Source organism: Streptomyces sp. NPDC015131 (assembly GCF_043079975.1).
In the GTDB taxonomy this organism is placed as follows: Bacteria; Actinomycetota; Actinomycetes; order Streptomycetales; family Streptomycetaceae; genus Streptomyces.
Map to the genome: position 1 here is coordinate 809,068 of NZ_JBIBVB010000004.1, position 23,865 is coordinate 832,932.

Sequence of the window (23,865 nt, forward strand, 5' to 3'; positions counted from 1 at the left end):
CCATGGACCTGCTGAACACGCTGGTGGACAAGGGGCTTCGGCGCGAGCTGCCGACCCGCGAAGAAGCGCTCGCCGTGCTGGCGACCTCCGACGACGAGCTGCTGGACGTGGTGGCCGCGGCCGGCAAGGTGCGCCGCCAGTGGTTCGGGAGGCGGGTGAAACTCAACTACCTGGTCAACCTCAAGTCCGGCCTGTGCCCCGAGGACTGCTCCTACTGCTCGCAGCGGCTGGGCTCGAAGGCGGAGATCCTCAAGTACACCTGGCTCAAGCCGGAGGAGGCGTCCAAGGCGGCGGCCGCGGGTGTCGCGGGCGGCGCCAAGCGGGTCTGCCTGGTGGCCAGCGGACGCGGCCCCACGGACCGCGACGTCGACCGCGTCTCGAAGACCATCGAGGCGATCAAGGAGGAGAACCAGGACGTCGAGGTCTGCGCCTGCCTCGGGCTCCTCTCCGACGGCCAGGCGGAGCGGCTGCGGTCGGCGGGCGCCGACGCGTACAACCACAACCTCAACACGTCCGAGGGGACGTACGGGGAGATCACCACGACCCACACCTACGCGGACCGGGTCGACACCGTGCAGAAGGCGCACGCGGCGGGCCTGTCGGCGTGCTCCGGGCTGATCGCCGGCATGGGCGAGAGCGACGAGGACCTGGTCGACGTCGTGTTCGCGCTGCGCGAGCTGGACCCGGACTCGGTGCCGGTGAACTTCCTGATCCCCTTCGAGGGCACCCCGCTCGCCAAGGAGTGGAACCTGACGCCGCAGCGCGCGCTGCGCATCCTGGCGATGGTCCGGTTCGTCTGCCCGGACGTGGAGGTACGCCTCGCGGGCGGGCGCGAGGTGCATCTGCGGACGCTCCAGCCGCTGGCCCTGCACCTGGCCAACTCGATCTTCCTGGGCGACTACCTCACCAGTGAGGGGCAGGCCGGCAAGGCGGACCTGGAGATGATCGCGGACGCGGGCTTCGAGGTGGAGGGCACCGACACCACCACGCTGCCCGGGCACCGCACGGACGCGCGGGACGAGGGGTCCTGCGGCACGGGCGGCGGCTGCGGCTCCGGCTCGGTCTGCGGGCCCGCCGACGGAGCGGTGCCGGTTCCCGCCGAAGCGGCGGACGCGGCCCCGGCGGACGGCGCCCGCCCCGACCTGGTGGCCGTGCGGCGCCGGGGTGCCGGCACGGACCTCGCCCCCAATGCCTGAGCTGCCGCCGGCGGAGCTGCTCGCCCTCGACCGGGCCCACGTCTGGCACCCGTACGGCCCGATGCCGGGCCGGACCGACCCGCTGGTCGTGGAGTCCGCCGCCGGGGTGCGGCTGCGGCTGGCCGAACCGGCGCACGGGCACGACGAACTGGTCGACGGCATGTCCTCGTGGTGGTCCGCCGTCCACGGCTACAACCACCCGGTGCTCAACGAGGCGGCCCGCGGCCAGCTCGGCCGGATGAGCCATGTGATGTTCGGCGGGCTCACCCACGAGCCCGCCGTCCGCCTGGCCGCCCGGCTGGTGGAGATCACCCCCGAGCCGCTGCGCCATGTCTTCCTCAGTGACTCGGGCTCGGTGTCCGTCGAGGTCGCCGTCAAGATGTGCCTGCAGTACTGGCGTTCGGTCGGGCGGCCCGCCAAGCGGCGGCTGCTGACCTGGCGCGGCGGCTACCACGGCGACACCTGGCAGCCGATGTCGGTGTGCGACCCCGAGGGCGGGATGCACGAGCTGTGGTCGGGCGCGCTGCCCCGGCAGGTCTTCACCGGTCCGCCCCCGGAGGAGTACGAGGAGTCCTACGCGCGCGAGCTGCGCGAGGCGGTCGGGCGGCACGCGGACGAGCTGGCGGCGGTGATCGTCGAGCCGGTGGTGCAGGGCGCGGGCGGGATGCGGTTCCACGACCCGGCGTATCTGCGGGTGCTGCGGGAGGCGTGCGACGAGCACGGTGTCCTGCTGGTGTTCGACGAGATCGCCACCGGCTTCGGCCGGACCGGCGCGCTGTTCGCGGCGGACCACGCGCGCGTGGCGCCCGATGTGATGTGCCTGGGCAAGGCGCTGACGGGCGGCTATCTGTCGCTGGCGGCGACCCTGTGCACCGCGCGCGTGGCGGACGGCATCTCGCGGGGCGAGGTGCCGGTGCTGGCGCACGGGCCGACGTTCATGGGCAATCCGCTGGCCACGGCGGTGGCGCTGGCCTCCGTCGACCTGCTGCTCGGGCAGGACTGGGAGCGGGAGGTCAAGCGGATCGAGACGGGGCTGCGGGACGGTCTCGCCGGGGCGGCGGACCTGCCGGGGGTCCGCGAGGTACGGGTGCTCGGCGCCATCGGTGTCGTCCAGCTGGACCACCCGGTCGACATGGCGGCCGCGACGGCGGCGGCGGTGCGCGAGGGCGTGTGGCTGCGGCCGTTCCGCGACCTGGTCTATGTGATGCCGCCGTACGTCACCGGCGACGAGGACCTGGCACGGATCTGCCGCGCGGTGCGCGCGGCGGCGCGGGAGGGATGACATGGCGGTACTGGTGGTCAGCGGGACGGGCACGGAGATCGGCAAGACCGTGGTCACGGCCGCCGTGGCGGCGGTGGCCCGGGCGGCGGGCCGGTCGGTGGCGGTGCTGAAGCCCGCGCAGACCGGGGTCGCCCCGGGTGAGCGCGGTGACGCGGACGAGGTGGTCCGGCTCGCGGGTGACGGGGTCGTCCCGGTCGAGCTGGCCCGGTTCCCCGAGCCGCTCGCGCCCGAGACGGCCGCCCGGCGGGCCGGGATGGCGCCGGTGGGGCCGCGCGAGGTGGCGGACGCCGCGGCGAAGCTCGCCGGGGAGTACGACCTGGTGCTGGTCGAGGGCGCGGGCGGGCTGCTCGTGCGGTACGACGCCGAGGGCGGCACGCTCGCCGAGGCGGCCGGGCTGCTCGGCGCGCCGGTGCTCGTAGTGGCGCCGGCCGGTCTGGGCACCCTGAACGCGGTGGCGCTGACCGCCGAGGCGCTGCGGGCGCGCGGGCTGACGCAGGCCGGGGTGGTCGTCGGCAGCTGGCCGGACGAGCCGGGCCTGGCGGAGCGCTGCAATGTCTCCGACCTGCCGCGGGCGGCCGGTGCTCCGCTGCTGGGCGCGGTGCCCTCGGGGGCGGGCGCGCTGCCGGCCGAGGTGTTCCGGGAGCGGGCGGCGGGGTGGCTGGCGCCGGAGCTGGGCGGCGTCTGGGATGCGGAGGTGTTCGCCTCGGCCGTAGGCTCGTGATCATGCGAGCTGTGGTGAGCGAGATCGTGTTCGACTGCGGCGACCCGGCGGCGCAGGCCCTGTTCTGGGCGGCGCTGCTGGGCGGCGAGCCGGTGGAGCGGAGCCCGGACTGGTCGTACGTCGACCCGCCGGACTTCGTCCGGGTGGCGTTCCAGCGCGTACCGGAGGGCAAGGCGGTGAAGAACCGGCTGCACCTGGATCTGGAGGCGGGCGACGTCCGCACCGCGACCGCCCGGGCCGAGGGGCTCGGCGCGGTGCCGGTGGGCGGCCTGGTGACGGACGAGTACGGCGACTTCCAGGTGATGCGGGACCCGGAGGGCAACGAGTTCTGCTTCGTGTCCGGCTGACGGGGGGACACTGACGGTGTCTGGCCCTGGCCCCTCTCCCCCGGAGGTCCGCGATGCGGGACGCCGTCCACCACCCCCTGTTCGCCCGCTTCTACGCCCGGATGAGCGTCACGATGGACGCCAGGGGCGGGGTGGCCGCCCTCCGCGAGGAGCTGCTGTCCGGGCTGTCCGGCCGGGTCGTCGAGGTCGGCGCGGGGAACGGGCTGAACTTCCCGCACTACCCGGCCGCCGTCTCGGAGGTCGTGGCGATCGAGCCGGAGCGGCGGCTGCGCCGGCTGGCGGTGAGCGCGGGGCTGCGTGCCAAGGTGCCGGTGGACGTCGTGCCGGGCGCGGCGGAGGCGCTGCCGGTGAAGAGCGAGGCGTTCGACGCGGCGGTCGCGTCCCTGGTGCTGTGCACGGTGCGGGATCTGCCGAGGGCGCTCGGGGAGCTGCGGCGGGTGCTGCGGCCGGGCGGTGAGCTGCGGTTCTTCGAGCACGGGCTGGCCGGGGGGCGGCGCATGGCGGCGGCTCAGCGGGCCCTGGACCGCACGGTGTGGCCGCTGCTGTTCGGTGGCTGCCACACGGCGCGGGACCCGCTGGGCGCCATCGAGGCGGCGGGGTTCGAGATCGTGACGTACCGCAGGCTGCTGGTCCCGGAGCAGGGGCCGCGCACACCGTCGTCGTCGTGCGTCCTGGGGGTGGCCCGGCGGCCCGGGGGCGGTGACTAGGGTGCGGGGATGACGTCGCCTCACTCGTATCTCGCGCAGCTCTTCTCCCTCGACGGCCGGGTCGCCCTGGTGACCGGCGGCAGTTCCGGCATCGGCCGGGCGATCGCGGGCGCTCTGGCCCGGGCGGGCGCGCGGGTGGTGATCGTGGCGCGCCGGGAGGAAGGGCTGAGGGCCGCGGTGGACGAGCTGGTGGCCGACGGGTGCCGGGCGGCGTGGGTGAGCGGTGACCTCTCCACCCGTGCCGGGGTGCGGGCGGCGGCCGAGGAGGCGGCCGGGGTGTACGGGGAGCCCGACATCCTGGTCAACAGCGCGGGCGTCAACCTGCGGCCGCCGATGGGGCGGGTCGGCGAGGACGTCTGGGACGCCACGATGGCGGTCAATCTGGAGGCGCCGTTCCTGCTGGGCGAGCGCTTCGGCCCGGGGATGGCGGAGCGGGGGTACGGGCGGATCATCCACGTCACCTCGCAGCAGGCGCACCGGGCGTTCGTCACGAGCGGGGTGTACGGGGTGTCGAAGGGCGGCCTGGAGTCGCTGGCCCGTTCGCAGGCGGAGGCGTGGTCGCCGTACGGGGTCACCTGCAACACCCTCGTCCCCGGCTTCGTCCTGACCCCGCTGAACGCCCGGCTCCAGGACGACGAGGAGACGGTCGCCGCACTGGCGGCGCGCACGATGGTGGGGCGCAACGGCCTGGCCGGGGACTTCGCGGGTGCGGCGGTCTTCCTGGCGGGCCCGGCCTCGGCGTACGTGACGGGCCACGCGCTCTTCGTGGACGGCGGGCTGTCGGTGCACTGAGGCGGCCCGGGTGTCCGGGCGTGGACCGGCGGCGCGGGGGCAGACGGCAACCGGAAGGGCCCGGAGGGGATGCCCGGGCGGAAAGAGGAGGCCGGCGGTGGGGACCACCCGGACGGTGGGCGGGGCGGATGGCCGATGATGAGCCCATGGACGATCTTCGTATACGGAGCGCCTCGCCGGCCGATCTGGACGCCGTCCTCGCCTTCTGGAAGGTGGCGGCCGAGGGCACCAGCATCAGCGACGACCGCGAGGGCGTCGAACGGCTCGTCGGCCGCGACCCCGGGGCCCTGATCCTCGCCGAGCTGGACGGCGCGCTCGCCGGGACGGTGATCGCCGGGTTCGACGGGTGGCGCTGCCACCTGTACCGGCTCGCCGTGCACCCGGACCTCCGCCGCCGCGGCGTCGGGGCGGCGCTGCTGGCGGCGGCCGAGGAGCGGTTCGTACACCTCGGCGGGCGGCGCGGCGACGCCATGGTCCTGGAGCGCAACGCGCTCGCCCACCACGCCTGGCGGGCCGCCGGGTACGCGCCGGAGCCGCAGTGGCGCCGGTGGGTCAAGCCCCTCCGGCCCTCCGCACCCTGAGCACACCATCACTTTGCCGACCCTTTACCATGGGGGAACCATTCACCAGCGACCGAAAGGTGTGAGCGTCCGCCCATGGGCGAGCCTCCCAGTAGCAGCCGCAGCCGACATCGCGCATCCCTCCCCTCCGTGGCCGATCATGGGACGGAGGTGACCCGATGACCGAAGTGCTTCTGCTCCTCGTGGCGCTGCTGCTCTCCCTCGCGTGCGGCGCGTTCGTCGCGGCCGAGTTCTCCCTGACCACGATCGAGCGCTCGGAGCTCGAACGGGCCGTCGAGCGGGGTGAGAGGGGGGCGGCCGGCGCGCTGAAGGCCGTGCGCTCCCTCACCTTCCAGCTCTCCGGCGCGCAGCTCGGCATCACCGTCACCAACCTCGTCGTCGGCATGCTCGCCGAGCCGTCCGTCGCCAAGCTGATCCGGGGCCCGGTCGAGGCCGTGGGCCTGTCGCCCTCCGTGGCGTCCTCGATCGCCCTGGTCCTCGGTACGGCCCTGTCGACGGTCGTCCTGATGGTCGTGGGCGAGCTGGTGCCCAAGAACTGGGCCATCTCCTCCCCGCTGGCCGTCGCCAAGGTGGTGGCCACCCCGCAGCGGATCTTCACCGCCGCGTTCAAGCCGCTGATCAGCCACCTCAACAACACAGCCAACCGGATCGTGCGACGGCTCGGCCTGGAGCCGGCCGAGGAGCTGGCCTCCGCCCGCAGCCCGCAGGAGCTGGTCGCCCTGGCGCGCCACTCCGCGCGCGAGGGCGCCCTGGAGCCGGACACCGCCGAGCTGTTCGTCCGGACGCTGAACCTGGCGGAGCTGACCGCGGAGAACGTGATGACCCCCCGCGTCCAGGTCACCGCGCTGGAGGCGCAGGCCACCGCCGAGGACGTGGCCAACGCCACGCGCGCGACCGGCCTGTCCCGCTTCCCCGTCTACCGGGGCGGCCTGGACTCCGTCATCGGCATCGCGCACATCAAGGACGTCCTGACCGTCCCGGCCGGGCAGCGCCCGCGCAAGCCGGTCACGGAGATCCTGCGCGAGCCGCTGCTCGTACCGGAGTCGCTGACCGTGGACCGGCTGCTGGACCGGCTGTCCGGCAAGACGACGATGGCCGTCGTCATAGACGAGTACGGCGGCACCGCCGGTGTGGTGACGCTGGAGGACATCGTGGAGGAGGTCGTCGGGGAGGTGCGGGACGAGCACGACCCGCACGAGACGCCCGACCTGGCGCCGGCGGGCGAGGACGCCGACGGGCGGGCCCTGTGGTCCGCGGACGGCGCCGCCCGGACCGACCAGCTGGAGACGATCGGGCTGCGGGTGCCGGACGGCCCGTACGAGACCCTCGCCGGGCTGGTGGCGACCGAGCTGGGCCGCATCCCGGCCGTCGGCGACCGCGTCGCCCTGAACGGCTGGGTGCTCGACGTGGCCGACGCCTCCGGGCGCCGGGCCGCGCGGGTCCTGCTGCACGCCCCGCCGGCCGGGTCCGGCGAGGACCAGGACGGTGACGGGGACGGGACCGGGACCGGCGAGGTCCGCGGCCACCGTCGTGAGGCGTCCGCCGAGGACGGGGAGGCGGGCCGATGACCGCGATCCAGTTGCTGATCGGTCTGCTGACCCTCTTCGTCAACGCGTTCTTCGTCGGCGCGGAGTTCGCCATGATCTCCGTACGCCGCAGCCAGATCGAGCCGGCGGCCGAGTCCGGCGACCGGCGGGCGCGCAGCGTCATCTGGGGCCTCGAGCACGTCTCGGCGCTGCTCGCGGCGGCCCAGCTGGGCATCACGCTGTCCACGCTGGTGCTCGGCGTGGTCGCCGAACCGGCCATCGCCCACCTGCTGGAGCCGGTGTTCGACGCGGTCGGCGTCCCGCACGGGCTGGTGCACCCGATCTCGTTCGTGATCGCGCTGTCCCTGGCCACGTACCTGCACATGCTGCTGGGCGAGATGGTGCCGAAGAACATCGCGCTGGCGGAGCCGACGCGTACGGCGCTGCTGCTCGGCCCGCCGCTGGTGGCGCTGGCCCGGGCGCTGAAGCCGGTGATCTTCACCATCAACGCGTTCGCCAACACGCTGCTGAAGCTGATGCGGGTGGAGGCCAAGGACGAGGTGTCGGCGACGTTCTCGGACGACGAGCTGGCCCGGATGGTCACCGACGCCGGTGACGCGGGCCTCCTGGACGACCGGGCCGCCGAGCGGCTGCACGACGCCCTGGAGCTGGGCCGCCGCCCGGTGCGCGACGTGGTGATGCCGGTGGAGCGGGTGGTCTACGCGCGCGTGGGCACCACGCCCGAGGAGCTGGAGGCGCTGGCCGCCGAGTCCGGCTTCTCCCGCTTCCCGGTGGTGGACTCCACCCACCGGATCCTCGGCTACCTCCATGTGAAGGACGCGCTGGACGTGACGCCGCGCGACCTGCCGTTCCCGGTGCCCTCGATGCGGCCGATCGCCCGGGTCCGGGCGGCCACGCCGCTGGACGACGTCCTGACCGCCATGCGGCGCAGCCGCACCCACCTGGCGGCGGTGCTGGACGACGACGGCAGGCTGGCCGGCCTGGTCACCATGGAGGACGTGCTGCGGGAGCTGGTGGGCCGCCCGGCGTCGTAGTCCGGGGGCGGCTCGGACGGGCGGCGGCTCGGGCCGCCGGCCGCCGGCTCAGTAGGCGGTCGCCGCGGCCCAGCCGGCGGCGAGCGTACGGTCGCCGGAGACCGCGAACCGGAGGTCGTCCGCGCCGTACCGCCCGTACACCAGGAGCAGCAGCTCACCGGTGGTGCCCGCGACCGTGACGGTGGCGGGCGCCTCCGGGTGCGCCGGGGTGTCCCGGCACCAGGCGAAGCCGCCGCCGCCCAGCGTGATCGTCCAGGACGCGCCGGTGTCGGTGGCGGACAGACGCAGGGAGGCGCCGTCGCGGCCGAGCCGGGAGACCGCTTCGGCGAGCCGGCCGTAGTAGGGGAGGTTCTCCAGGAACTCCTCGACGCCGTCGGCCGCGAGGCCCGGCTCGATCCGCGGCTCGGCGCCCAGCGCCAGCTCCGCGTCGGCCAGGTGGACCGCCGACTCGAACGCGAGGCGCCGGGGGAAGGCCCGCACGTGCGGGTCGGCGCCGGGCGACCAGAGCGCGGCGTCGGGGTCGGCGGCGCGCAGGGTGCGCGCGGCCTCCTCGGCGCCCCGGACCGCCCAGTCCAGGCACGCGGCCGGGTCGGCGGGCGGGTCGAGCGCGAGGTCCCGGGCGAGGACCCGCTCGGTGGGCAGGGTGCGCACCAGGTGCGCGCTCCAGCGGTGGGCGGTCCCGTAGTGGGCGGCGAGACCGGCGAGGGTCCAGCCGGGGCAGGTGGTCACGGGGGTGGCCGGGTCGGCGTCCCGCAGCAGCTTCGCGAAGTGGCGGGCGTGGTCCTCCACGGCGTCGCAGTACCCCTCGTGCACGTCTTCGTCCAGACCGAGCCCGGCCGGTACGCGGGCGAGCGCGGCCCGCAGCGCGGCGTCCGGCTCACGCCGCGCGGCCTGCTCGAAGAGGTCGCCCAGCCGGCGCCGGTCGGCGGGCGCGAGGCGGTCCAGGACGTGGGCCGTGTGCTCGGTCCAGCGCACCGCCGTGTCCGGGTCGAGCACCTCGTCGTCGCAGGTGTCGACGGCGGTCAGCAGGTGGGCCAGGGCCTCTGCCAGCGCCTGTTCCAGGGCCTCGCTGCTCATGGTGCTCGTCTCCGCCTTCCGTTCTGCCGACCCGCAGACCCTACGCGATACGATCGCTGCGCCATGGAGACGAATGCCACCTACAACAGTTTCGTCGCGGTGGGCGACAGCTTCACCGAGGGCATGTCGGACCTGCTGCCCGACGGCTCCTACCGGGGCTGGGCGGACCGGCTCGCGGCCCGACTCGCCGCCCGCGCCCCGGGGTTCCGCTACGCCAACCTCGCGGTGCGCGGCAAGCTCATCGGCCAGATCGTCGAGGAGCAGGTGGACCTCGCGGCGGCGATGAAAGCGGACATTGTCACACTCGTCGGCGGGCTGAACGACACCCTGCGCCCCTCGTGCGACATGGGCCGGGTGCGCGGTCTGCTGGAGGAGGCGGTGGAGCGGCTGGCCCCGTCGTGCGGGCGCCTGGTGCTGATGCGCAGCCCGGGCCGCGACGGTCCGGTGATGGAGCGGTTCCGGCCGCGGATGGAGCAGCTCTTCGGGTACGTCGAGGAGCTGGGCGCCCGGCACGGGGCGCTCGTCGTCGACCTGTACGGGACCCCCGTGATGGGCGACCCCCGGCTGTGGGACCTGGACCGGCTGCACCTCACCGGGGAGGGCCACCGCCGGGTGGCCGAGGCCGTCTGGCAGGCCCTGGGGCTGGAGGCGGAGGAGGACTGGCGGGCGCCGCTGCCGCCGGCGGTGCCCGCGGCGTGGCTGGCGCGGCGGGTGGGGGACGCCCGGTTCGCGCGGCAGCACCTGGGGCCGTGGATAGGGCGCCGGCTGACCGGCAGGTCCTCCGGCGACGGGCGGCCCGCCAAGCGGCCGGAGCTGCTGCCGTACGCTCTCGACGGCGACACCCCGGTGGGCCCGCCCGGGCTCTCGTAGCAAGCCACAACCCGGACCGGGGCGCCGGCCTGCAGAAACCGCCAGTAGAATCGGGCCACGTGACTGCTGTGTCTGCGAAGCCTCGCATCCCCAATGTCCTGGCCGGCCGCTACGCCTCCGCGGAGCTGGCCGTCCTGTGGTCCCCCGAGCAGAAGGTGAAGCTGGAGCGCCGGCTGTGGCTGGCGGTGCTGCGCGCCCAGAAGGACCTCGGGATCGAGGTGCCGGAGGCCGCCCTCGCCGACTACGAGCGGGTGCTCGACCAGGTCGACCTGGCGTCCGTCGCCGAGCGCGAGAAGGTCACGCGCCACGATGTGAAGGCGCGGATCGAGGAGTTCAACGCGCTGGCGGGCCACGAGCAGGTCCACAAGGGCATGACCTCGCGCGATCTCACCGAGAACGTGGAGCAGTTGCAGATCCGGCTGTCGCTGGAGCTGATGCGCGACCGTACGGTGGCGGTGCTGGCCCGGCTGGGCCGGCTGGCCGGCGATTACGGCGAGCTGGTGATGGCGGGCCGCTCGCACAATGTCGCCGCGCAGGCCACGACGCTCGGCAAGCGCTTCGCGACGGCGGCGGACGAGCTGCTGGTGGCGTACGCGCGCCTGGAGGAGCTGCTGGGCCGCTACCCGCTGCGCGGCATCAAGGGCCCGGTGGGCACCGCGCAGGACATGCTGGACCTGCTGGGCGGGGACGCCGCGAAGCTGGCGGAGCTGGAGAGCCGGATCGCCGGGCACCTGGGCTTCGCGCACGCCTTCACCTCGGTCGGCCAGGTCTACCCGCGGTCGCTGGACTACGAGGTCGTCACCACGCTGGTGCAGCTGGCGGGCGCGCCCTCGTCGCTGGCGAAGACGATCCGGCTGATGGCCGGGCACGAGCTGGTCACCGAGGGCTTCAAGCCCGGCCAGGTGGGCTCGTCGGCGATGCCGCACAAGATGAACACCCGCTCCTGCGAGCGCGTCAACGGCCTGATGGTGATCCTGCGCGGGTACGCGTCGATGGCGGGCGAGCTGGCGGGCGACCAGTGGAACGAGGGCGACGTGTCCTGTTCCGTGGTGCGCCGGGTGGCGCTGCCGGACGCGTTCTTCGCGCTGGACGGCCTGCTGGAGACGTTCCTGACCGTGCTGGACGAGTTCGGCGCGTTCCCGGCGGTCGTCGCCCGGGAGCTGGACCGCTACCTGCCGTTCCTGGCCACCACCAAGGTGCTGATGGCCGCGGTGCGGGCCGGGGTGGGCCGCGAGGTCGCCCACGAGGCCATCAAGGAGAACGCGGTGGCGTCCGCGCTGGCCATGCGCGAGCAGGGCGCCGAGCGCAACGAGCTGCTGGACAAGCTGGCCGCCGACGACCGCCTCCCGCTGGACCGGGCGGCGCTGGACGCGGCGATGGCGGACAAGCTCTCCTTCACGGGCGCCGCCGCCGCGCAGGTCGGCGCGGTGGTGGCCCGCATCGAGGAGATCGCCAAGCAGCACCCCGAGGCCGCCGCCTACACCCCGGGCGCCATTCTCTGACCGGAGCGCCCACCCGTTCCGCCCGGGCCGCCCGCGACCACGCCGTACGGACGTGATCGCGGGCGGTTCCGTGTCGCCCGCGGGCCGGGGCCGGGGTGATCAAGAGCGCGGGTCCGGGGCACACTACCGGGATGACACCCGAGGAACTGATGGCCGCCCGTGACCGCCTCGTGCCCGATGTGGTCGCGGAGGGGCTGTCCGTGCTCTTCTGCGGCATCAACCCCGGCCTGATGTCCGCCGCCACGGGGCACCACTTCGCCCGGCCCGGCAACCGCTTCTGGCCCGTGCTGCACCGATCGGGCTTCACACCGCGGCAGTTGATCCCCTCCGAGCAGGAGGAGCTGCTGCGGTACGGGCTGGGCATCACCAATGTGGTGGCCCGGGCGAGCGCGCGGGCCGACGAGCTGAGCGACGAGGAGTTCCGCGAGGGCGGGCGCCTGCTGGCCGCGAAGGTGAAGCGGCTGCGGCCCCGCTGGCTGGCGGTCGCGGGCATCACGGCGTACCGCACCGCCTTCCGGGACCCGAAGGCGCGGACCGGCCCGCAGGAACGGACGATCGGGGACACCCGGATCTGGGCGCTGCCCAACCCGAGCGGTCTGAACGCCCATTGGACGCTGCAGACGATGGCGGAGGAGTTCGCCCGGCTCCGGGAGGCCGCGCAGGAGTCCTAGGGCTCCGGGGTCAGTGGCCGCGCGGGGCGTACATGATGACGGCCATGCCCACGAGGCAGACCAGCGCGCCGATGACGTCGAAGCGGTCGGGGCGGTAGCCGTCGGCGACCATGCCCCAGGCGAGGGACCCGGCGACGAAGACCCCGCCGTACGCGGCGAGGATGCGCCCGAAGTTCTCGTCGGTCTGGAGGGTGGCCACCACGCCGTAGAGGCCCAGCGCGGCGACGCCGGCGCCGATCCAGATCCAGCCCTTGTGCTCGCGGACGCCCTGCCAGACGAGCCAGGCGCCTCCGATCTCGAACAGGGCGGCGACGGCGAAGAGGGCGACGGAGCGGGCGACGGTCACGGGGTGGTCCTTCGGGCGGGTGCGGGGACGGGGGCGGGGATGCCGAACGTACGCCGGATGTGCGCGACGAACGCGCGTACCGCGGGGTGGTGGCCGCCCTGCCAGACCAGGGCCAGCAGGGCGGGGACGTCGGCGTCGTCGAGGGTGAGCGCGGTGAGCCGGCCGGCGTGGTCCGGGGTCATCGACTCGCTGAGGACGGCGACGCCGAGGCCCCGGGCGGCGAGGTCGATCAGCGCGCCGGGGGCGCCGGCCTGGAGGGCGATCTCGGGCTGGAGCCCCCGGGCGGCGCAGGCACGGTCGAACACCGCGCGCAGGCCGGTGCCGGGCGGCATGCAGACCAGGGGGTACGGCATGAGGTCGGCGAGGGCGACATGGCCGCGGGCGGCCAGCGGGTGCCCCGGCGGGACGGCCGCGACGATCCGTTCGCTGACGACGGTCAGGGAGGCGAGCCCCTCCGGGGCGCTGGCGGCGGCGCCGATGAGCGCCACGTCGATGTCGCCGGAGCGCACCGCGTCGGTGAGGCGGTCGGAGCTGTCCTCCCGCAGCGAGAGCCGCACGCCGGGGTGGGCCTCGTGGAACGCGGCGAGCGCGTCGAACAGCGGTGTCAGGGTGCAGCCCATGACCGTCCCGACGGTGAGCCGGCCGCGGATCAGGCCGCTCACCTCGTCGACCGCCTGTCCGACCGCGCCGGCGGCGGCGAGGGCCGCACGGGCGTGGACGAGGGCCGCCTCCCCCGCCGCGGTGAGGGTCACGGTGCGGGCCGACCGGTCGAACAGCTCGGCGCCCAGGTGGTGTTCGAGGCGCCGGATCTGGGCGCTGACGCCGGACTGGCTGATGTGCACCCGCTCGGCGGCACGGGTGAAGCTCCGTGCGTCGGCGACGGCCACGAAGTACTCCAGCTGCCTCAGCTCCATGACTGGGGATTCTAGGTGCCAGTAGATCCATCTGTTGGACTTCTGATCGCGGCGCGACGAGGCTGGGGCGTACCGGAAGCCGACCAGCAGGAGGAAGCCATGACCGGGTACGAGAAGGCGATGCGCCCCGAGGACCTCACCCGCTTGTTCGTCGAGCGGTCCAACGCGGGGGACGCGGCCGGGGTGGCCGCGCTGTACGAGGAGGAGGCCGTCCTCGCGTACCCGCCGGGCGAACTGACGGTGGGACGGGAGGCGATCCGCGTCCTGTGGGAGAAGGTCCTGGCCCAGGGCCCGCGCTTCGCGCCCGAGGAGCCGCTGCCGACGCTGGTCAGCGGTGACATCGCCCTCACCTCGACCCCGCCCCGGGACGGCTCGGGCGCCCGCGCGCAGGTCGTCCGCCGTCAGCCCGACGGCAGCTGGCTGCGCCTGCTGGACCAGCCGGAGTTCCTCCCGCCCACCCGCTGACGGACGACGCCCGCCGAGGGGGCGGGGGCCAGGGCGGGTCGGGGGCGGGGGTCAGGGCGGGTCGGGGGCGGGGGTCAGGGCGGGTCCACCTCGGTTATCACCGCGAGGAGCTGGAAGGGCAGCTCGCCGTCCCACTGCGAGACGCCCAGGGCTATCCACCGCTCCTCCACCCGCCACAGGTGCACATCGGGCACCGACTGGCTGAGGGTCCCCCAGGGCTCGGGCAGTTCCTCCCCGCGCGCGCCCCGCTCGAAGAGCGACCACAGGCTGAACATTTGCGGCTCGCCCCAGCGCGCCGTCAGCACCACCGCCAGGGCGTCGCGCTCCGCCTCGTACTGCTCCTCGGCGGCCTCCCGCCGGGTGCCGTCGTCCTCCCAGAAGTCCTCGCTGGTGGCCAGTTCGGCCAGGTGGTGGCCGGCACCGCCGGACCCCGCGTCCGTTCTCCCCGGGCGCGCCGGGAACGGCAGGGTCCGCAGCCGGTCGATGGTCGCCAGGTGCCGTGCGGTGGTCATGGCTCCAGTAAAGCCCCCGCCACTGACAACTGGCGTTCCGTCAGGCGCCCCGGCGCGGTCTCGCCGGTGCGTGCGGCCGGGCCGGCCGGAATCCCGTGGACCGGCCGGGCCCGCCGCGCCGCCGCGAGGGGGCTCACGGGGTGGCCGGAACATTGAGTACCATCCGGCAGACACGCGTGCGAGCTGGGAGGACACACTGTGGGGCGGCTGACCGGCGGGGACCCGTCGCTGCTGCGGCGGATCAATTCCGCGGTGGTACTCCACGCGCTGCGGGGCGGCGACGCGCGGACGCTGACCGATCTGACCCGGCTCACCGGGCTGTCCCGGCCGACCGTGGAGGGTGTGGTCGAGGGCCTCATCGCCCAGGGCCTGGTGACCGAGGTGGCGCCCGAGGAGGGCGAGGCCAGGCGCCAGGGCCGGCCCGCGCGGCGGTTCCGCTTCCGCGCGGAGGCCGGCCACCTGCTGGGCGTCGAGATCGGGCCGCACCGGGTGGCGGCGCTGCTGTCGGGGCTCGACGGGCGGATCATCGGCGCCGGTTCGCGGGCGGTCGCGGAGACGGCGTCGGCGGACGAGCGGCTGGACCGGGTGCGGGCGGTGGTCTCCGACGTGCTGCGCCGCACGGGCGTGGCCCGGGGCGCGCTGCGGGCCGTCGGGGTGGGGACGCCCGGGATCGTGGAGGCGGACGGGACGGTCCGGCTCGGTACGGCGCTGCCCGGCTGGACCGGACTGGCGCTGGGCGAGCGGCTGCGGAGGTCGTTCCGGTGCCCGGTGCTGGTCGAGAACGACGCCAACGCGGCGGCCGTGGCCGAGCACTGGAAGGGCGCCGCGAGCGACTCGGACGACGTCGTGTTCGTCCTGGCCGGGCTGAGCCCCGGGGCCGGGTCGCTGATCGGCGGGCGGCTGCACCGGGGGTTCGGCGGGGCGGCCGGGGAGATCGGGGCGCTGCACCTGCTGGGGCAGGGGGCGACACCGGAGACGCTGCTGTCCACGACGGACGAGCCTCTGCACCCGCTGGACGAGCAGGCGGTGGCGGCGGTGTTCGCGCTGGCGCGCCAGGGCGACGCACGCGCGCGTGCGGCCGTGGACCGGTTCATCCAGCGGCTGGTGCACGACGTGGCGGCGCTGGTGCTGGCGCTCGATCCGGAGCTGGTGGTGGTGGGCGGCTGGGCGGCCGGCCTGGACGGCGTGCTCCAGCCGCTGCGGGACGAGCTGGCGCGGTTCTGCCTGCGCCCGCCGCGGGTCGAGCTGTCGCTGCTCGGTGAGGCCGTGGTGGCGACGGGCGCGCTGCGGCTGGCGCTGGACCACGTGGAGGAGCAGCTGTTCGCGGTCGAGGGCACGGTGACGGCCCGCCGCTGACGGGGCGGCGGGCCGGGCGCGTCCGGGTCAGGAGGCGATGCCGAAGTCCCCGGCGTCGCCGAAGGTGAGCCGGCAGGTGTCGGCGCGGTAGGTGGCGACGGACACCGCGGCGGTACGGCCGCCGGCGAGGTACCGGGTGGTGACGAGCAGCACGGGCGCGCCGGGCAGCCGGTCCAGCTCCTTGGCGTCGTCCGCGCGGGCGGAGCCCAGCTCCACGGCGCGGTCCTGGCCGTCGAGCGTGAGGCGCTGGAGCTCGCGCAGGACGCTGCGGGCGCGGGCGGGACCGGACGGGGCGTCGATGGCGGTGAGGTCCGGCACGGTGGCGGCCGGGACGTACAACTGCTCGGCGGCCACGGCCTGGCCGTGCGACACGCGCAGGCGGCGCACGGTGTGGACGGGCCGGCCCGCGGACCGGTCCAGCTCCAGGAGGCGGGCCACGGCGGGGGGCGGGTCGGCCAGGGCGCAGTCGACGGGCTCCCACGTCTCGTCGCCGGCGCCGGGCCACTGGGCCTGCGCGGTGGAGACGTCCACGCCGACGCGGGGCGGTGCGACGGTGGTGCCGACGCCGCGGCGGCGCTGGAGGCGGCCCTCCAGCTCCAGCTGTTCGAGCGCCTGGCGGAGGGTGGCGCGGGCGACGCCGAAACGGGCGGCCAGCTCCCGCTCGTTGGGCAGGACCTCCCCCACCGAGAACTCCGAGTCCAGTGCCTCACCGATCACGGTCTTCAGGTGCCAGTACTTGGGCTCCGGCACCGATTCCAGCTGCGTGGTCCCCACCCTGATCCTCCGCAATCGCCGGACTCCCGGCGGCTTTCCGTGCCTTGTTTATTAAAGGTTCCTGCACTATCTCTCTGGACCATAGGACGGCGGGCACCCTTGGTCAAGACCAATCGTCCGGCGGTTACGCAGCGGAGTCGAGCCCTGTCGTGAAGCGTTCACGGGGTGTTCGCACGTGCCGGGACGAGGAAAGGCCCGTGTCGGCGGGGCCACAAGCCCGGCCGCCGGGTGGCGGCATCCGGTGAGGACATCATGGCCTATATCACGATATTGGGTCTGCCGCCTTGCGGGATGGGTCAACTGGGGGAAGAGTGGGTGGTGTAGCGCCTGTGCCCTCGTTGAGTCAGGGAACTCCGTACTCAGGCCGCCGCCCGCGGAGCAGAGTTCCGCAGGGCCCCTGTCACTTTGACGCACTTTTCACCTGGAACAGTCATGTCCAGAACCACCGGGAGACACATCGCCCGTTTCTGCGGGGCGTCCTGCCTGGCTGCGGCACTCGCGCTGTCGACGGGCGCGGTCGGGGCCGAGGCCGTACCCCAAGCGCCCGTGTCCGCAGCAGCGGTACCCGCCCAGCCGGATCCACCCGCACCGGATCCGGAGGAGGAGCCGCCGCCTCCGCCCGAGGAGGAGCAGCCCCCGCCGCCACCGCCCGAGGAGGAGCAACCGCCGCCTCCGCCACCCCAGGAGGAGCAGCCCCCTCCACCCCAGGAGGAGCAGCCGCCGCAGGAGGAGCAGCCCCCGCCGCCGCAGGAGGAGCAGCCGCCGCCCCAGGAGGAGCAGCCGCCGGCCCAGCCGCCCGAGCAGGAGCAGCCTCCGCCGGCCGAGCAGCAGGAACAGCTCCAGAAGTTGACGCCTCAACTGAAGAATGACGTCAACGACCTGACGAAGCAGGACGCCCCGCCCGAGGTGAAGGACGCGGCGGGGAACCTCAACGAGACCCTCGCGCTCGTCGAGGACCCGAACACCCCGCTGGCGCAGCGCGTCGCCCTCGGCAATGTCGTGAAGCAGTCGACCGAGGCCCTGACGAACCTCCAGGCGGCGAACGTTCCGTCGGAGGTCAAGGTCTCGGTGACCAATACGGTGCAGCAGTCGACCCAGGTACTGGTCGACACGCTGAAGTCCAACGCGCCCAACGCGGTCAAGGTCGCGGTCACCAACACCGTCGAGACCCAGACGAGCGTCCTGGTCGACGTCCTGAAGTCCAACGTGCCCAACGAGGTGAAGATAGCGGTCACCAACACGGTGGAGACCTCCACCCAGGTCATGGTCGACACGCTGAAGTCCAACGCGCCGAACTCGGTCAAGATCGCGGTCACGACCACCGTGCAGACGACCACCACCGTCCTGGTCGAGGTGCTGAAGTCCGGAGTGCCCACCGGGGTCAAGGTGGCGGTCACCACCACTGTGCGCACCACCACGACCGTGCTGGTCGAGGTGCTGAGGTCGAACGCCGCGCCGGCGGTGAAGGTCGCGGTCACCAACACCGTCAAGACCAACACCAACGTCCTGGTCAACGTGCTGAAGTCCAACGCTCCGACGTCGGTGAAGGTCGCGGTCACCAACACGGTCAAGACCAATACCAACGTCCTGGTCGACGTGCTGAAGTCCAACGCGCCCCCGGCGGCCAAGGTGGCGGTCACCAACACCGTCAAGACCAGTACCACCGTCCTGGTCAACGTCCTCAAGTCCAACGCGCCGACGTCGGTGAAGGTCGCGGTCACCAATACCGTGACGACCACCACCAGCGTCCTGGTGAACCTGCTGAAGTCCAACGCGCCCCCGGCGGTCAAGGTGACCGTGACGAACGTCGTCACGACCACCACGACGGTCCTGGTCAACGCGCTGAAGCCCGGGACGCCGCAGGCCCAGCAGACGGCCGCGACCGACTTCGCCCAGCGGGTGAACAACACGGTGAAGACGGCACAGGACCCCAACGCCTCCGCCACCCAGCGGGACCAGGCGACCCAGCAGCTGAACCAGTGGGAGGAGGAACTGCCGAACTGCCTGAAGGACAGCCCGGTCACCGAGTGCGTGAACGCCGGCGGCTGACCCGGGCGTCCGGCGCCGGTACCGGCCCGGCCCGGACCACGTCCGGCCGCCGTCCGACGGCAGAGCAGTGAGCGGCCCTTCCCGAGGTCCCTCGAGGATCGCGGGAGGGCCGCCGCTCAGCTGTGCGCGGTCGCCCCGCCCCGCTCGGCTCGGCTCGGCTCGGCTCGGCTCGGCGAAACAGGACGTAACCCTCGGTTCCACGCTTAACCCATCAGTCACAGGGCGTTCGTGATCGGGCAACACCGTCCCGCCACAGTGGGGGCATGACCGATGTGACGTCCTCCCGCAAGCCCCGCCGCCCCCACCACTGGCGGCGCGATCTCGTCGAGCTGGCCGCCCTGTTCACCGCCGTGGCCGTCGCGGACGCGGTGGCCAACACCGTCGCCCACGGCCCGGAGGGCCCGTACCTGCTCGTGGTGTCGGCGGTGGTGCTGGTCGCCACGGCGGCGTTCCACACCTGGTGGGCGCGGCGCCACAGCCATGCCCCGCCGGGCGGTCCCGCCGGCGAGGGGCCCGGCGAGGAGCCCGGCGCGGCGGCCGGCGGCGGGACGGTGCTGTGGCGGATGCGGACCACGGTGCGGGACGAGCCGGGCAGTCTGGCGGCGCTGTGCACGGCGCTGGCCGGGCTGCGCGTGGACATCCTGACGCTCCAGACGCATCCGCTGGCCGACGGCACCGTGGACGAGTTCCTGCTGCGGGCGCCCGCCGGCCTCCAGGCGGCGGCGCTGACGCGGGAGGTCGCCGCCGCGGGCGGTACCGCCACCTGGACCGAGCGCGCGGACGCGCACGACCTGGTGGACACCCCGGCGCGCGTCCTGGGGCTGGCCACCCGGACCGCCCTGGACGGCGCCGAACTGCCGCTGGCGCTGCGCCAGTTGCTCGGGCGGTGCACCATCCACTCGCTGCCCGCGGTCTCGCCGGCCGGGCGCCCGACGGGGGTCACCGCGCCGGTGGAGGGCGCCCTGGAGGACGGCGACACGGTGATGCGGTTGCGCGACCCGTACGGCGGCGTCCTCACCATCGAGCGGCCGTATCTGCCGTTCACGCCCACGGAGTTCGCGCGGGCCCGCGCCCTGGTGGAGCTGGACGCCCGCCTCGGGCCGCGGGTGCCGCGCCAGGCGGACGTACTGACCCTCCCGGAGGGCAACGACATCACGGTCCGCCGCGCCGACCAGGGGGACCTGACGGCCGCCCTGGCCATGCACGGCCGCTGCTCGGACCGCACCCTGGGGCTGCGCTACCACGGCCCGGTGGCCGACGCCGCCGGCTACCTGCGGCACCTGCTGAGCCCCCGGTTCGGCCGCACCCTGGCCGTGGAGACGGCGTCCGGGCGGCTGGTGGCGCTCGGCCATCTGCTGTGGGACGGCGACGAGACCGAGGTGGCGCTGCTGGTCGAGGACGACTGGCAGCGCCGGGGCATCGGCTCGGAGCTGCTGGGGCGCCTGGTGTCGCTGGCGCGGGAGGCGGGCTGCGAGAGCGTGTACGCCGTGACCCAGGCGTCCAACACCGGCATGGTCGCGGCGATGCGCGGGCTCGGCCTGCCGCTGGACTACCAGATCGAGGAGGGCACCCTGGTGGTCACCGCGCGGCTGGGCGGGGCTGGTGCGAAGACGCCCGCTCCGCGGGCCGGCCGGGCCGGGCGCTGAGCGCCTCGGTGAGGTCCCGCCACAGGTCCTCGACGTCCTCCAGGCCGACCGACATCCGCAGCAGCCGGTCGCTGACGCCGGCGGAGCGGCGGTCGTCGCGGTCGACGATCCGGTGGCTGATGGAGGCCGGGTGCTGGATCAGCGTGTCGACGCTGCCGAGGCTCACGGCCGGGGTGATCAGCCGTACGCCGGCGATCACGTCGTGCGGGTCGCCGAACACCTCGAAGGCGACCATCGCCCCGCCGATCTCCGGGTAGTGGACCCGGGCGATCCGGGGGTCCGCGTCCAGCCGGCACGCCAGCTCCGCGGCGGAGGTGGACGCGGCCCGCATCCGCACGGGCAGCGTCGACAGCCCGCGCAGCAGCAGGTAGCTCGCCAGCGGGTGCAGCACGCCGCCGGTGGCGAAGCGCACCTGGCGCAGCCGCCCGGCGAACTCCTCGTCGCAGGCCACCACGCCGGCCAGCACGTCGCCGTGCCCGCCGAGGTACTTGGTGGCGCTGTGCAGCACGATGCGCGCCCCGTGCTCGACCGGGCGCTGGAGGACGGGGGTGGCGAAGGTGGAGTCGACCAGCAGCGGCACCGAGCCGCAGGCGTGGGCGACGGCCCGGATGTCGACCTCGGCGAGCGTGGGGTTGGCGGGCGTCTCCACCATCACCAGGCCGGTGTCGGGGCGGATGGCGTCGGCGATGCCCGCCACGTCGGTCCAGGTCACCTCCGTACCGAGGAGCCCGGCGGACAGCAGGTGGTCGCTGCACCCGTACAGCGGCCGGACCGCCACCACATGGCGCAGGCCCATGCTCGCGCGGACGAGGAGGACGGCGGTGAGGGCGGCCATGCCGCTGGCGAAGGCGACGGCGCTCTGGGTGCCCTCCAGCCGGGCGAGGGCCGTCTCGAAGCGGGCGGTGGTGGGGTTGTCCAGCCGGGAGTAGACGGGCGGCCCGTCCGGCCTGGCCCCGGTGGCCGCGAAGGCGTCGATGCGTTCGGCCTCGGCCCGCGCGTCGTGCGACGGGTACGTGGTGGACAGGTCGATCGGGACCGCGTGCAGGCCGAGTGCCGCGAGGTCGTCGCGTCCCGCGTGCACGGCTTCGGTGGCCAGCGCCCTCGGGGTGGGGAGGGCGTGCGAGGCGTCGAGAGGAAGGGCATCCATGAGCGGCACTCTGAACAGATACCGCCGGGTAGCTGGAAAGTGGCCGTGTTACGTTCGGCGCATGACCGAATCTGTCGTTCTGGACACGGTGGATCTGCACATTCTTCGCCTTTTGCAGAACGACGCCCGGACCACGTACCGCGATCTCGCCGAGCAGGTGGGGGTGGCGCCGTCCACGTGTCTGGACCGGGTGGCCCGGCTGCGGCGCACGGGGGTCGTACTGGGCAACCGGTTGCGACTCGATCCGGCCAAAATCGGCCGCGGGCTGGAGGCGCTGCTGCTGGTCCAGGTCCGCCCGCACCGCCGCGAGCTGATCGGTCCGTTCGTCGACCGCATCCGCGCCCTGCCGGAGTCGCGCGCCCTGTTCCATCTGACCGGCCCGGACGACTACCTGGTGCACGTCGCCGTGTCCGACCCCTCCGACCTGCAACGACTGGTGCTGGACGAGTTCACCTCGCAGCGGGAGGTCGCCCGGGTGGAGACGCGGCTGATCTTCCAGCAGTGGGAGTGCGGGCCGCTGCTGCCGCCCGGCGCGCCCGCTCACATGTCGGCCGACCGGAACGGTTGAGGGTGACGACGAGGCCGGCGGCATACCAGGATGGCCGCATGCCAGAGACCTCCAGCAGCGCGCTCCCCCGCATGGTCGCCGACGCCCATGTCGACGCGCTCATCGAACTCGACCCGATCACCGGTACGTACCTGGGCGTCCGGAAGAGCGCCGGACTGCTCCCGGACTTCTCCCCCGCCGGGCAGGAGGAGACCGCCCGGCTGGCCCGCGAGACGCTCGCCCGGCTCGACGCGGCCGAGCGGCTGCCCGGGGCCCGCGACGACACCGAGCGGCGCTGCGGACGGCTGCTGCGGGAGCGCCTCACCGCCGAACTGGCCGTGCACGACGCGGGCGAGGGCCTGCGGGCGGTCAGCAACATGCGCTCGCCGGTGCACAGCGTGCGGATCGTGTTCACCGTGATGCCCACCGCGACGGACGAGGACTGGGCGGCGGTGGCCGAGCGGCTGCGCGCCGTGCCGGCCGCGCTGGACGGCTACCGGGAGTCCCTCGCGCTGGGCCTGGAGCGGGGGCTGCCGGGCGGCCCCCGGGCGACGGCCACCTTCACCGAGCAGCTCACCGAGTGGGCGGGCGGCGAGGAGGCGGGGCGGCGCGGCTGGTTCGAGGAGTTCGTGACGCCCGCCCCGGCCGCGCTGCGCCCGGAGCTGGACGCGGCGGCGGGCGGGGCGACCCGCGCGCTGGCCCGGCTGCGGGACTGGATGCGGGACGTGTACGCCCCCGCGGTGAAGGGCGCGCCCGACACGGTGGGCCGCGAGCGGTACGCGCGCTGGTCGCGCTACTTCAACGGCAGCGACTGCGACCTGGACGAGGCGTACGCGTACGGCTGGGGCGAATACCACCGGCTGCTGGCCGAGATGAGGGCCGAGGCGGACCGGATCCTGCCGGGCGCGGACCCCTGGCGGGCGCTCGCCCACCTCGACGAGCACGGCACCCACATCGAGGGGGTGGAGGAGGTACGGGTCTGGCTCCAGCGCCTGATGGACGAGGCGATCGAGGCGCTGGACGGCACGCACTTCGAACTGGCCGAGCGGGTACGGCGGGTGGAGTCGCGCATCGCCCCGCCGGGCGGCGCGGCGGCCCCGTACTACACGGGACCGTCCGAGGACTTCTCCCGGCCCGGCCGCACCTGGCTGCCGGTGGACGGCGAGACCCGCTTCCCGGTGTACGACCTGGTGTCGACCTGGTACCACGAGGGGGTGCCCGGCCACCACCTCCAGATCGCGCAGTGGGTGCACGTCGCCGACCGGCTCTCGCGCTACCAGGCGACCATCGGCGGGGTCAGCGCCAACGCGGAGGGCTGGGCCCTGTACGCGGAGCGGCTGATGGACGAGCTGGGCTTCCTGCCCGACCCGGAGCGCCGGCTCGGCTACCTGGACTGCCAGATGATGCGGGCCTGCCGGGTGATCGTGGACATCGGGATGCACCTGGGCCTGGAGATCCCGGCGGACTCGCCCTTCCGGCCGGGCGAGCGCTGGACGCCGGAGCTGGCGCAGGAGTTCTTCCAGCGGCACACCAGCCGCCCGCCCGCCTTCGTGGAGAGCGAGCTGACCCGCTATCTGTCCATGCCGGGCCAGGCGATCGGCTACAAGCTCGGCGAGCGGGCCTGGCTGCTGGGCCGGGAGAAGGCCCGCCGGGCGCACGGCGAGGCGTTCGACGCCAAGAAGTGGCACATGGCCGCGCTGTCCCAGGGCCCGCTGGGGCTGGACGACCTGGTGGACGAGCTGGCCCGGCTGTGACGTCGCCCGCCCCCGGCTCCCGGCGCCC

24 protein-coding genes are annotated in these 23,865 nt (G+C 74.3%); 18 read left to right on the forward strand and 6 right to left on the reverse strand.

What is annotated here, in order from left to right; translation table 11 throughout:
• The first annotated feature begins 2 nt into the window (after positions 1–2).
• The 9 genes from bioB (at position 3) to ACF08D_RS19770 (ending at position 8,207) form a co-directional block, all read left to right on the forward strand.
• Positions 3–1,196: a biotin synthase BioB gene (gene bioB / locus ACF08D_RS19730; RefSeq protein ID WP_392223993.1), complete on the forward strand. Its 1,194-nt coding sequence runs from the start codon at positions 3–5 to the stop codon at positions 1,194–1,196.
• Positions 1,189–2,478: an adenosylmethionine--8-amino-7-oxononanoate transaminase gene (locus ACF08D_RS19735; protein WP_392223994.1), complete on the forward strand. Its 1,290-nt coding sequence runs from the start codon at positions 1,189–1,191 to the stop codon at positions 2,476–2,478. Before bioB ends, ACF08D_RS19735 begins: the two co-directional genes overlap by 8 nt.
• A gap of 1 nt (position 2,479) precedes the next feature.
• Positions 2,480–3,199, forward strand: a complete 720-nt coding sequence (bioD, locus tag ACF08D_RS19740; protein WP_392223995.1) for a dethiobiotin synthase — start codon at positions 2,480–2,482, stop codon at positions 3,197–3,199.
• 2 nt (positions 3,200–3,201) lie between these two features.
• A complete protein-coding gene (locus ACF08D_RS19745; RefSeq protein WP_392223996.1) occupies positions 3,202–3,546 on the forward strand; it encodes a VOC family protein in 345 nt (114 codons plus the stop codon).
• A gap of 53 nt (positions 3,547–3,599) precedes the next feature.
• Positions 3,600–4,253, forward strand: coding sequence for a class I SAM-dependent methyltransferase (locus ACF08D_RS19750; RefSeq protein ID WP_392223997.1), 654 nt, complete (start codon positions 3,600–3,602; stop codon positions 4,251–4,253).
• A gap of 9 nt (positions 4,254–4,262) precedes the next feature.
• Positions 4,263–5,045 carry an SDR family NAD(P)-dependent oxidoreductase gene (locus ACF08D_RS19755; protein ID WP_392223998.1) on the forward strand — a complete coding sequence of 261 codons (783 nt, stop codon included), beginning with the start codon at positions 4,263–4,265 and terminating at the stop codon, positions 5,043–5,045.
• Between the two features lie 146 nt (positions 5,046–5,191).
• Positions 5,192–5,626: a GNAT family N-acetyltransferase gene (locus tag ACF08D_RS19760; protein ID WP_392223999.1), complete on the forward strand. Its 435-nt coding sequence runs from the start codon at positions 5,192–5,194 to the stop codon at positions 5,624–5,626.
• Between the two features lie 158 nt (positions 5,627–5,784).
• Positions 5,785–7,194, forward strand: a complete 1,410-nt coding sequence (locus tag ACF08D_RS19765; RefSeq protein ID WP_392224000.1) for a hemolysin family protein — start codon at positions 5,785–5,787, stop codon at positions 7,192–7,194.
• Complete coding sequence (locus ACF08D_RS19770) at positions 7,191–8,207, forward strand: hemolysin family protein (RefSeq protein WP_392224001.1); 1,017 nt, start codon at positions 7,191–7,193, stop codon at positions 8,205–8,207. The genes ACF08D_RS19765 and ACF08D_RS19770 overlap by 4 nt, the downstream gene beginning before the upstream one ends.
• A gap of 48 nt (positions 8,208–8,255) precedes the next feature.
• Here ACF08D_RS19770 and ACF08D_RS19775 read toward each other — a convergent pair whose 3' ends face one another.
• Entirely contained in the window at positions 8,256–9,284 is a 1,029-nt protein-coding gene (locus ACF08D_RS19775) for a maleylpyruvate isomerase family mycothiol-dependent enzyme (protein ID WP_392224002.1), read from the reverse strand.
• A gap of 63 nt (positions 9,285–9,347) precedes the next feature.
• Between ACF08D_RS19775 and ACF08D_RS19780 the strand changes: the two genes are divergently transcribed.
• From ACF08D_RS19780 to mug, 3 genes are all read left to right on the forward strand, one after another.
• Positions 9,348–10,154 carry an SGNH/GDSL hydrolase family protein gene (locus ACF08D_RS19780; protein ID WP_392224003.1) on the forward strand — a complete coding sequence of 269 codons (807 nt, stop codon included), beginning with the start codon at positions 9,348–9,350 and terminating at the stop codon, positions 10,152–10,154.
• A 59-nt stretch (positions 10,155–10,213) separates the two neighbouring features.
• Entirely contained in the window at positions 10,214–11,656 is a 1,443-nt protein-coding gene (gene purB, locus ACF08D_RS19785; protein WP_392224004.1) for an adenylosuccinate lyase, read from the forward strand.
• A 131-nt stretch (positions 11,657–11,787) separates the two neighbouring features.
• The gene (gene mug / locus ACF08D_RS19790) at positions 11,788–12,327 is read left to right on the forward strand and encodes a G/U mismatch-specific DNA glycosylase (protein WP_392224005.1); all 540 of its coding nucleotides are present in this window, start codon (positions 11,788–11,790) and stop codon (positions 12,325–12,327) included.
• A 10-nt stretch (positions 12,328–12,337) separates the two neighbouring features.
• On the opposite strand, the gene ACF08D_RS19795 is transcribed toward mug, so the two are convergent.
• Together ACF08D_RS19795 and ACF08D_RS19800 are read right to left on the reverse strand one after the other, a co-directional pair.
• The gene (locus tag ACF08D_RS19795) at positions 12,338–12,673 is read right to left on the reverse strand and encodes a YnfA family protein (protein ID WP_392224006.1); all 336 of its coding nucleotides are present in this window, start codon (positions 12,671–12,673) and stop codon (positions 12,338–12,340) included.
• Positions 12,670–13,587 (reverse strand): LysR family transcriptional regulator, encoded by a 918-nt coding sequence (locus ACF08D_RS19800; protein ID WP_392224007.1) that lies wholly within the window; start codon positions 13,585–13,587, stop codon positions 12,670–12,672. The genes ACF08D_RS19795 and ACF08D_RS19800 overlap by 4 nt, the downstream gene beginning before the upstream one ends.
• A gap of 99 nt (positions 13,588–13,686) precedes the next feature.
• Here ACF08D_RS19800 and ACF08D_RS19805 point away from each other — a divergent pair, with 99 nt between their 5' ends.
• On the forward strand, positions 13,687–14,052 hold the full coding sequence (locus ACF08D_RS19805) for a YybH family protein (RefSeq protein WP_392224008.1): 366 nt from the start codon (positions 13,687–13,689) through the stop codon (positions 14,050–14,052).
• Positions 14,053–14,126: 74 nt separating this feature from the next.
• Here ACF08D_RS19805 and ACF08D_RS19810 read toward each other — a convergent pair whose 3' ends face one another.
• Entirely contained in the window at positions 14,127–14,564 is a 438-nt protein-coding gene (locus ACF08D_RS19810) for a hypothetical protein (protein ID WP_392224009.1), read from the reverse strand.
• 198 nt (positions 14,565–14,762) lie between these two features.
• Here ACF08D_RS19810 and ACF08D_RS19815 point away from each other — a divergent pair, with 198 nt between their 5' ends.
• On the forward strand, positions 14,763–15,920 hold the full coding sequence (locus ACF08D_RS19815; RefSeq protein ID WP_392224010.1) for an ROK family transcriptional regulator: 1,158 nt from the start codon (positions 14,763–14,765) through the stop codon (positions 15,918–15,920).
• Positions 15,921–15,947: 27 nt separating this feature from the next.
• Here the strand turns inward: ACF08D_RS19815 and ACF08D_RS19820 are convergent, their stop codons facing one another.
• Positions 15,948–16,694: a GntR family transcriptional regulator gene (locus ACF08D_RS19820; protein ID WP_392224011.1), complete on the reverse strand. Its 747-nt coding sequence runs from the start codon at positions 16,692–16,694 to the stop codon at positions 15,948–15,950.
• Positions 16,695–17,240: 546 nt separating this feature from the next.
• Here ACF08D_RS19820 and ACF08D_RS19825 point away from each other — a divergent pair.
• Positions 17,241–18,743: a hypothetical protein gene (locus ACF08D_RS19825; protein ID WP_392224012.1), complete on the forward strand. Its 1,503-nt coding sequence runs from the start codon at positions 17,241–17,243 to the stop codon at positions 18,741–18,743.
• 263 nt (positions 18,744–19,006) lie between these two features.
• On the forward strand, positions 19,007–20,389 hold the full coding sequence (locus ACF08D_RS19830) for a GNAT family N-acetyltransferase (RefSeq protein WP_392224013.1): 1,383 nt from the start codon (positions 19,007–19,009) through the stop codon (positions 20,387–20,389).
• Here ACF08D_RS19830 and ACF08D_RS19835 read toward each other — a convergent pair.
• Positions 20,322–21,536, reverse strand: a complete 1,215-nt coding sequence (locus tag ACF08D_RS19835; protein ID WP_392224014.1) for a trans-sulfuration enzyme family protein — start codon at positions 21,534–21,536, stop codon at positions 20,322–20,324. The two genes, ACF08D_RS19830 and ACF08D_RS19835, sit on opposite strands and share 68 nt — an antisense overlap.
• A 61-nt stretch (positions 21,537–21,597) precedes the next feature.
• Here ACF08D_RS19835 and ACF08D_RS19840 point away from each other — a divergent pair, with 61 nt between their 5' ends.
• Both ACF08D_RS19840 and ACF08D_RS19845 read left to right on the forward strand, forming a co-directional pair.
• Positions 21,598–22,104, forward strand: coding sequence for an Lrp/AsnC family transcriptional regulator (locus tag ACF08D_RS19840; protein ID WP_392224015.1), 507 nt, complete (start codon positions 21,598–21,600; stop codon positions 22,102–22,104).
• Positions 22,105–22,142: 38 nt separating this feature from the next.
• Positions 22,143–23,837 carry a DUF885 domain-containing protein gene (locus ACF08D_RS19845; protein WP_392224016.1) on the forward strand — a complete coding sequence of 565 codons (1,695 nt, stop codon included), beginning with the start codon at positions 22,143–22,145 and terminating at the stop codon, positions 23,835–23,837.
• The last annotated feature ends 28 nt before the right edge of the window (positions 23,838–23,865 follow it).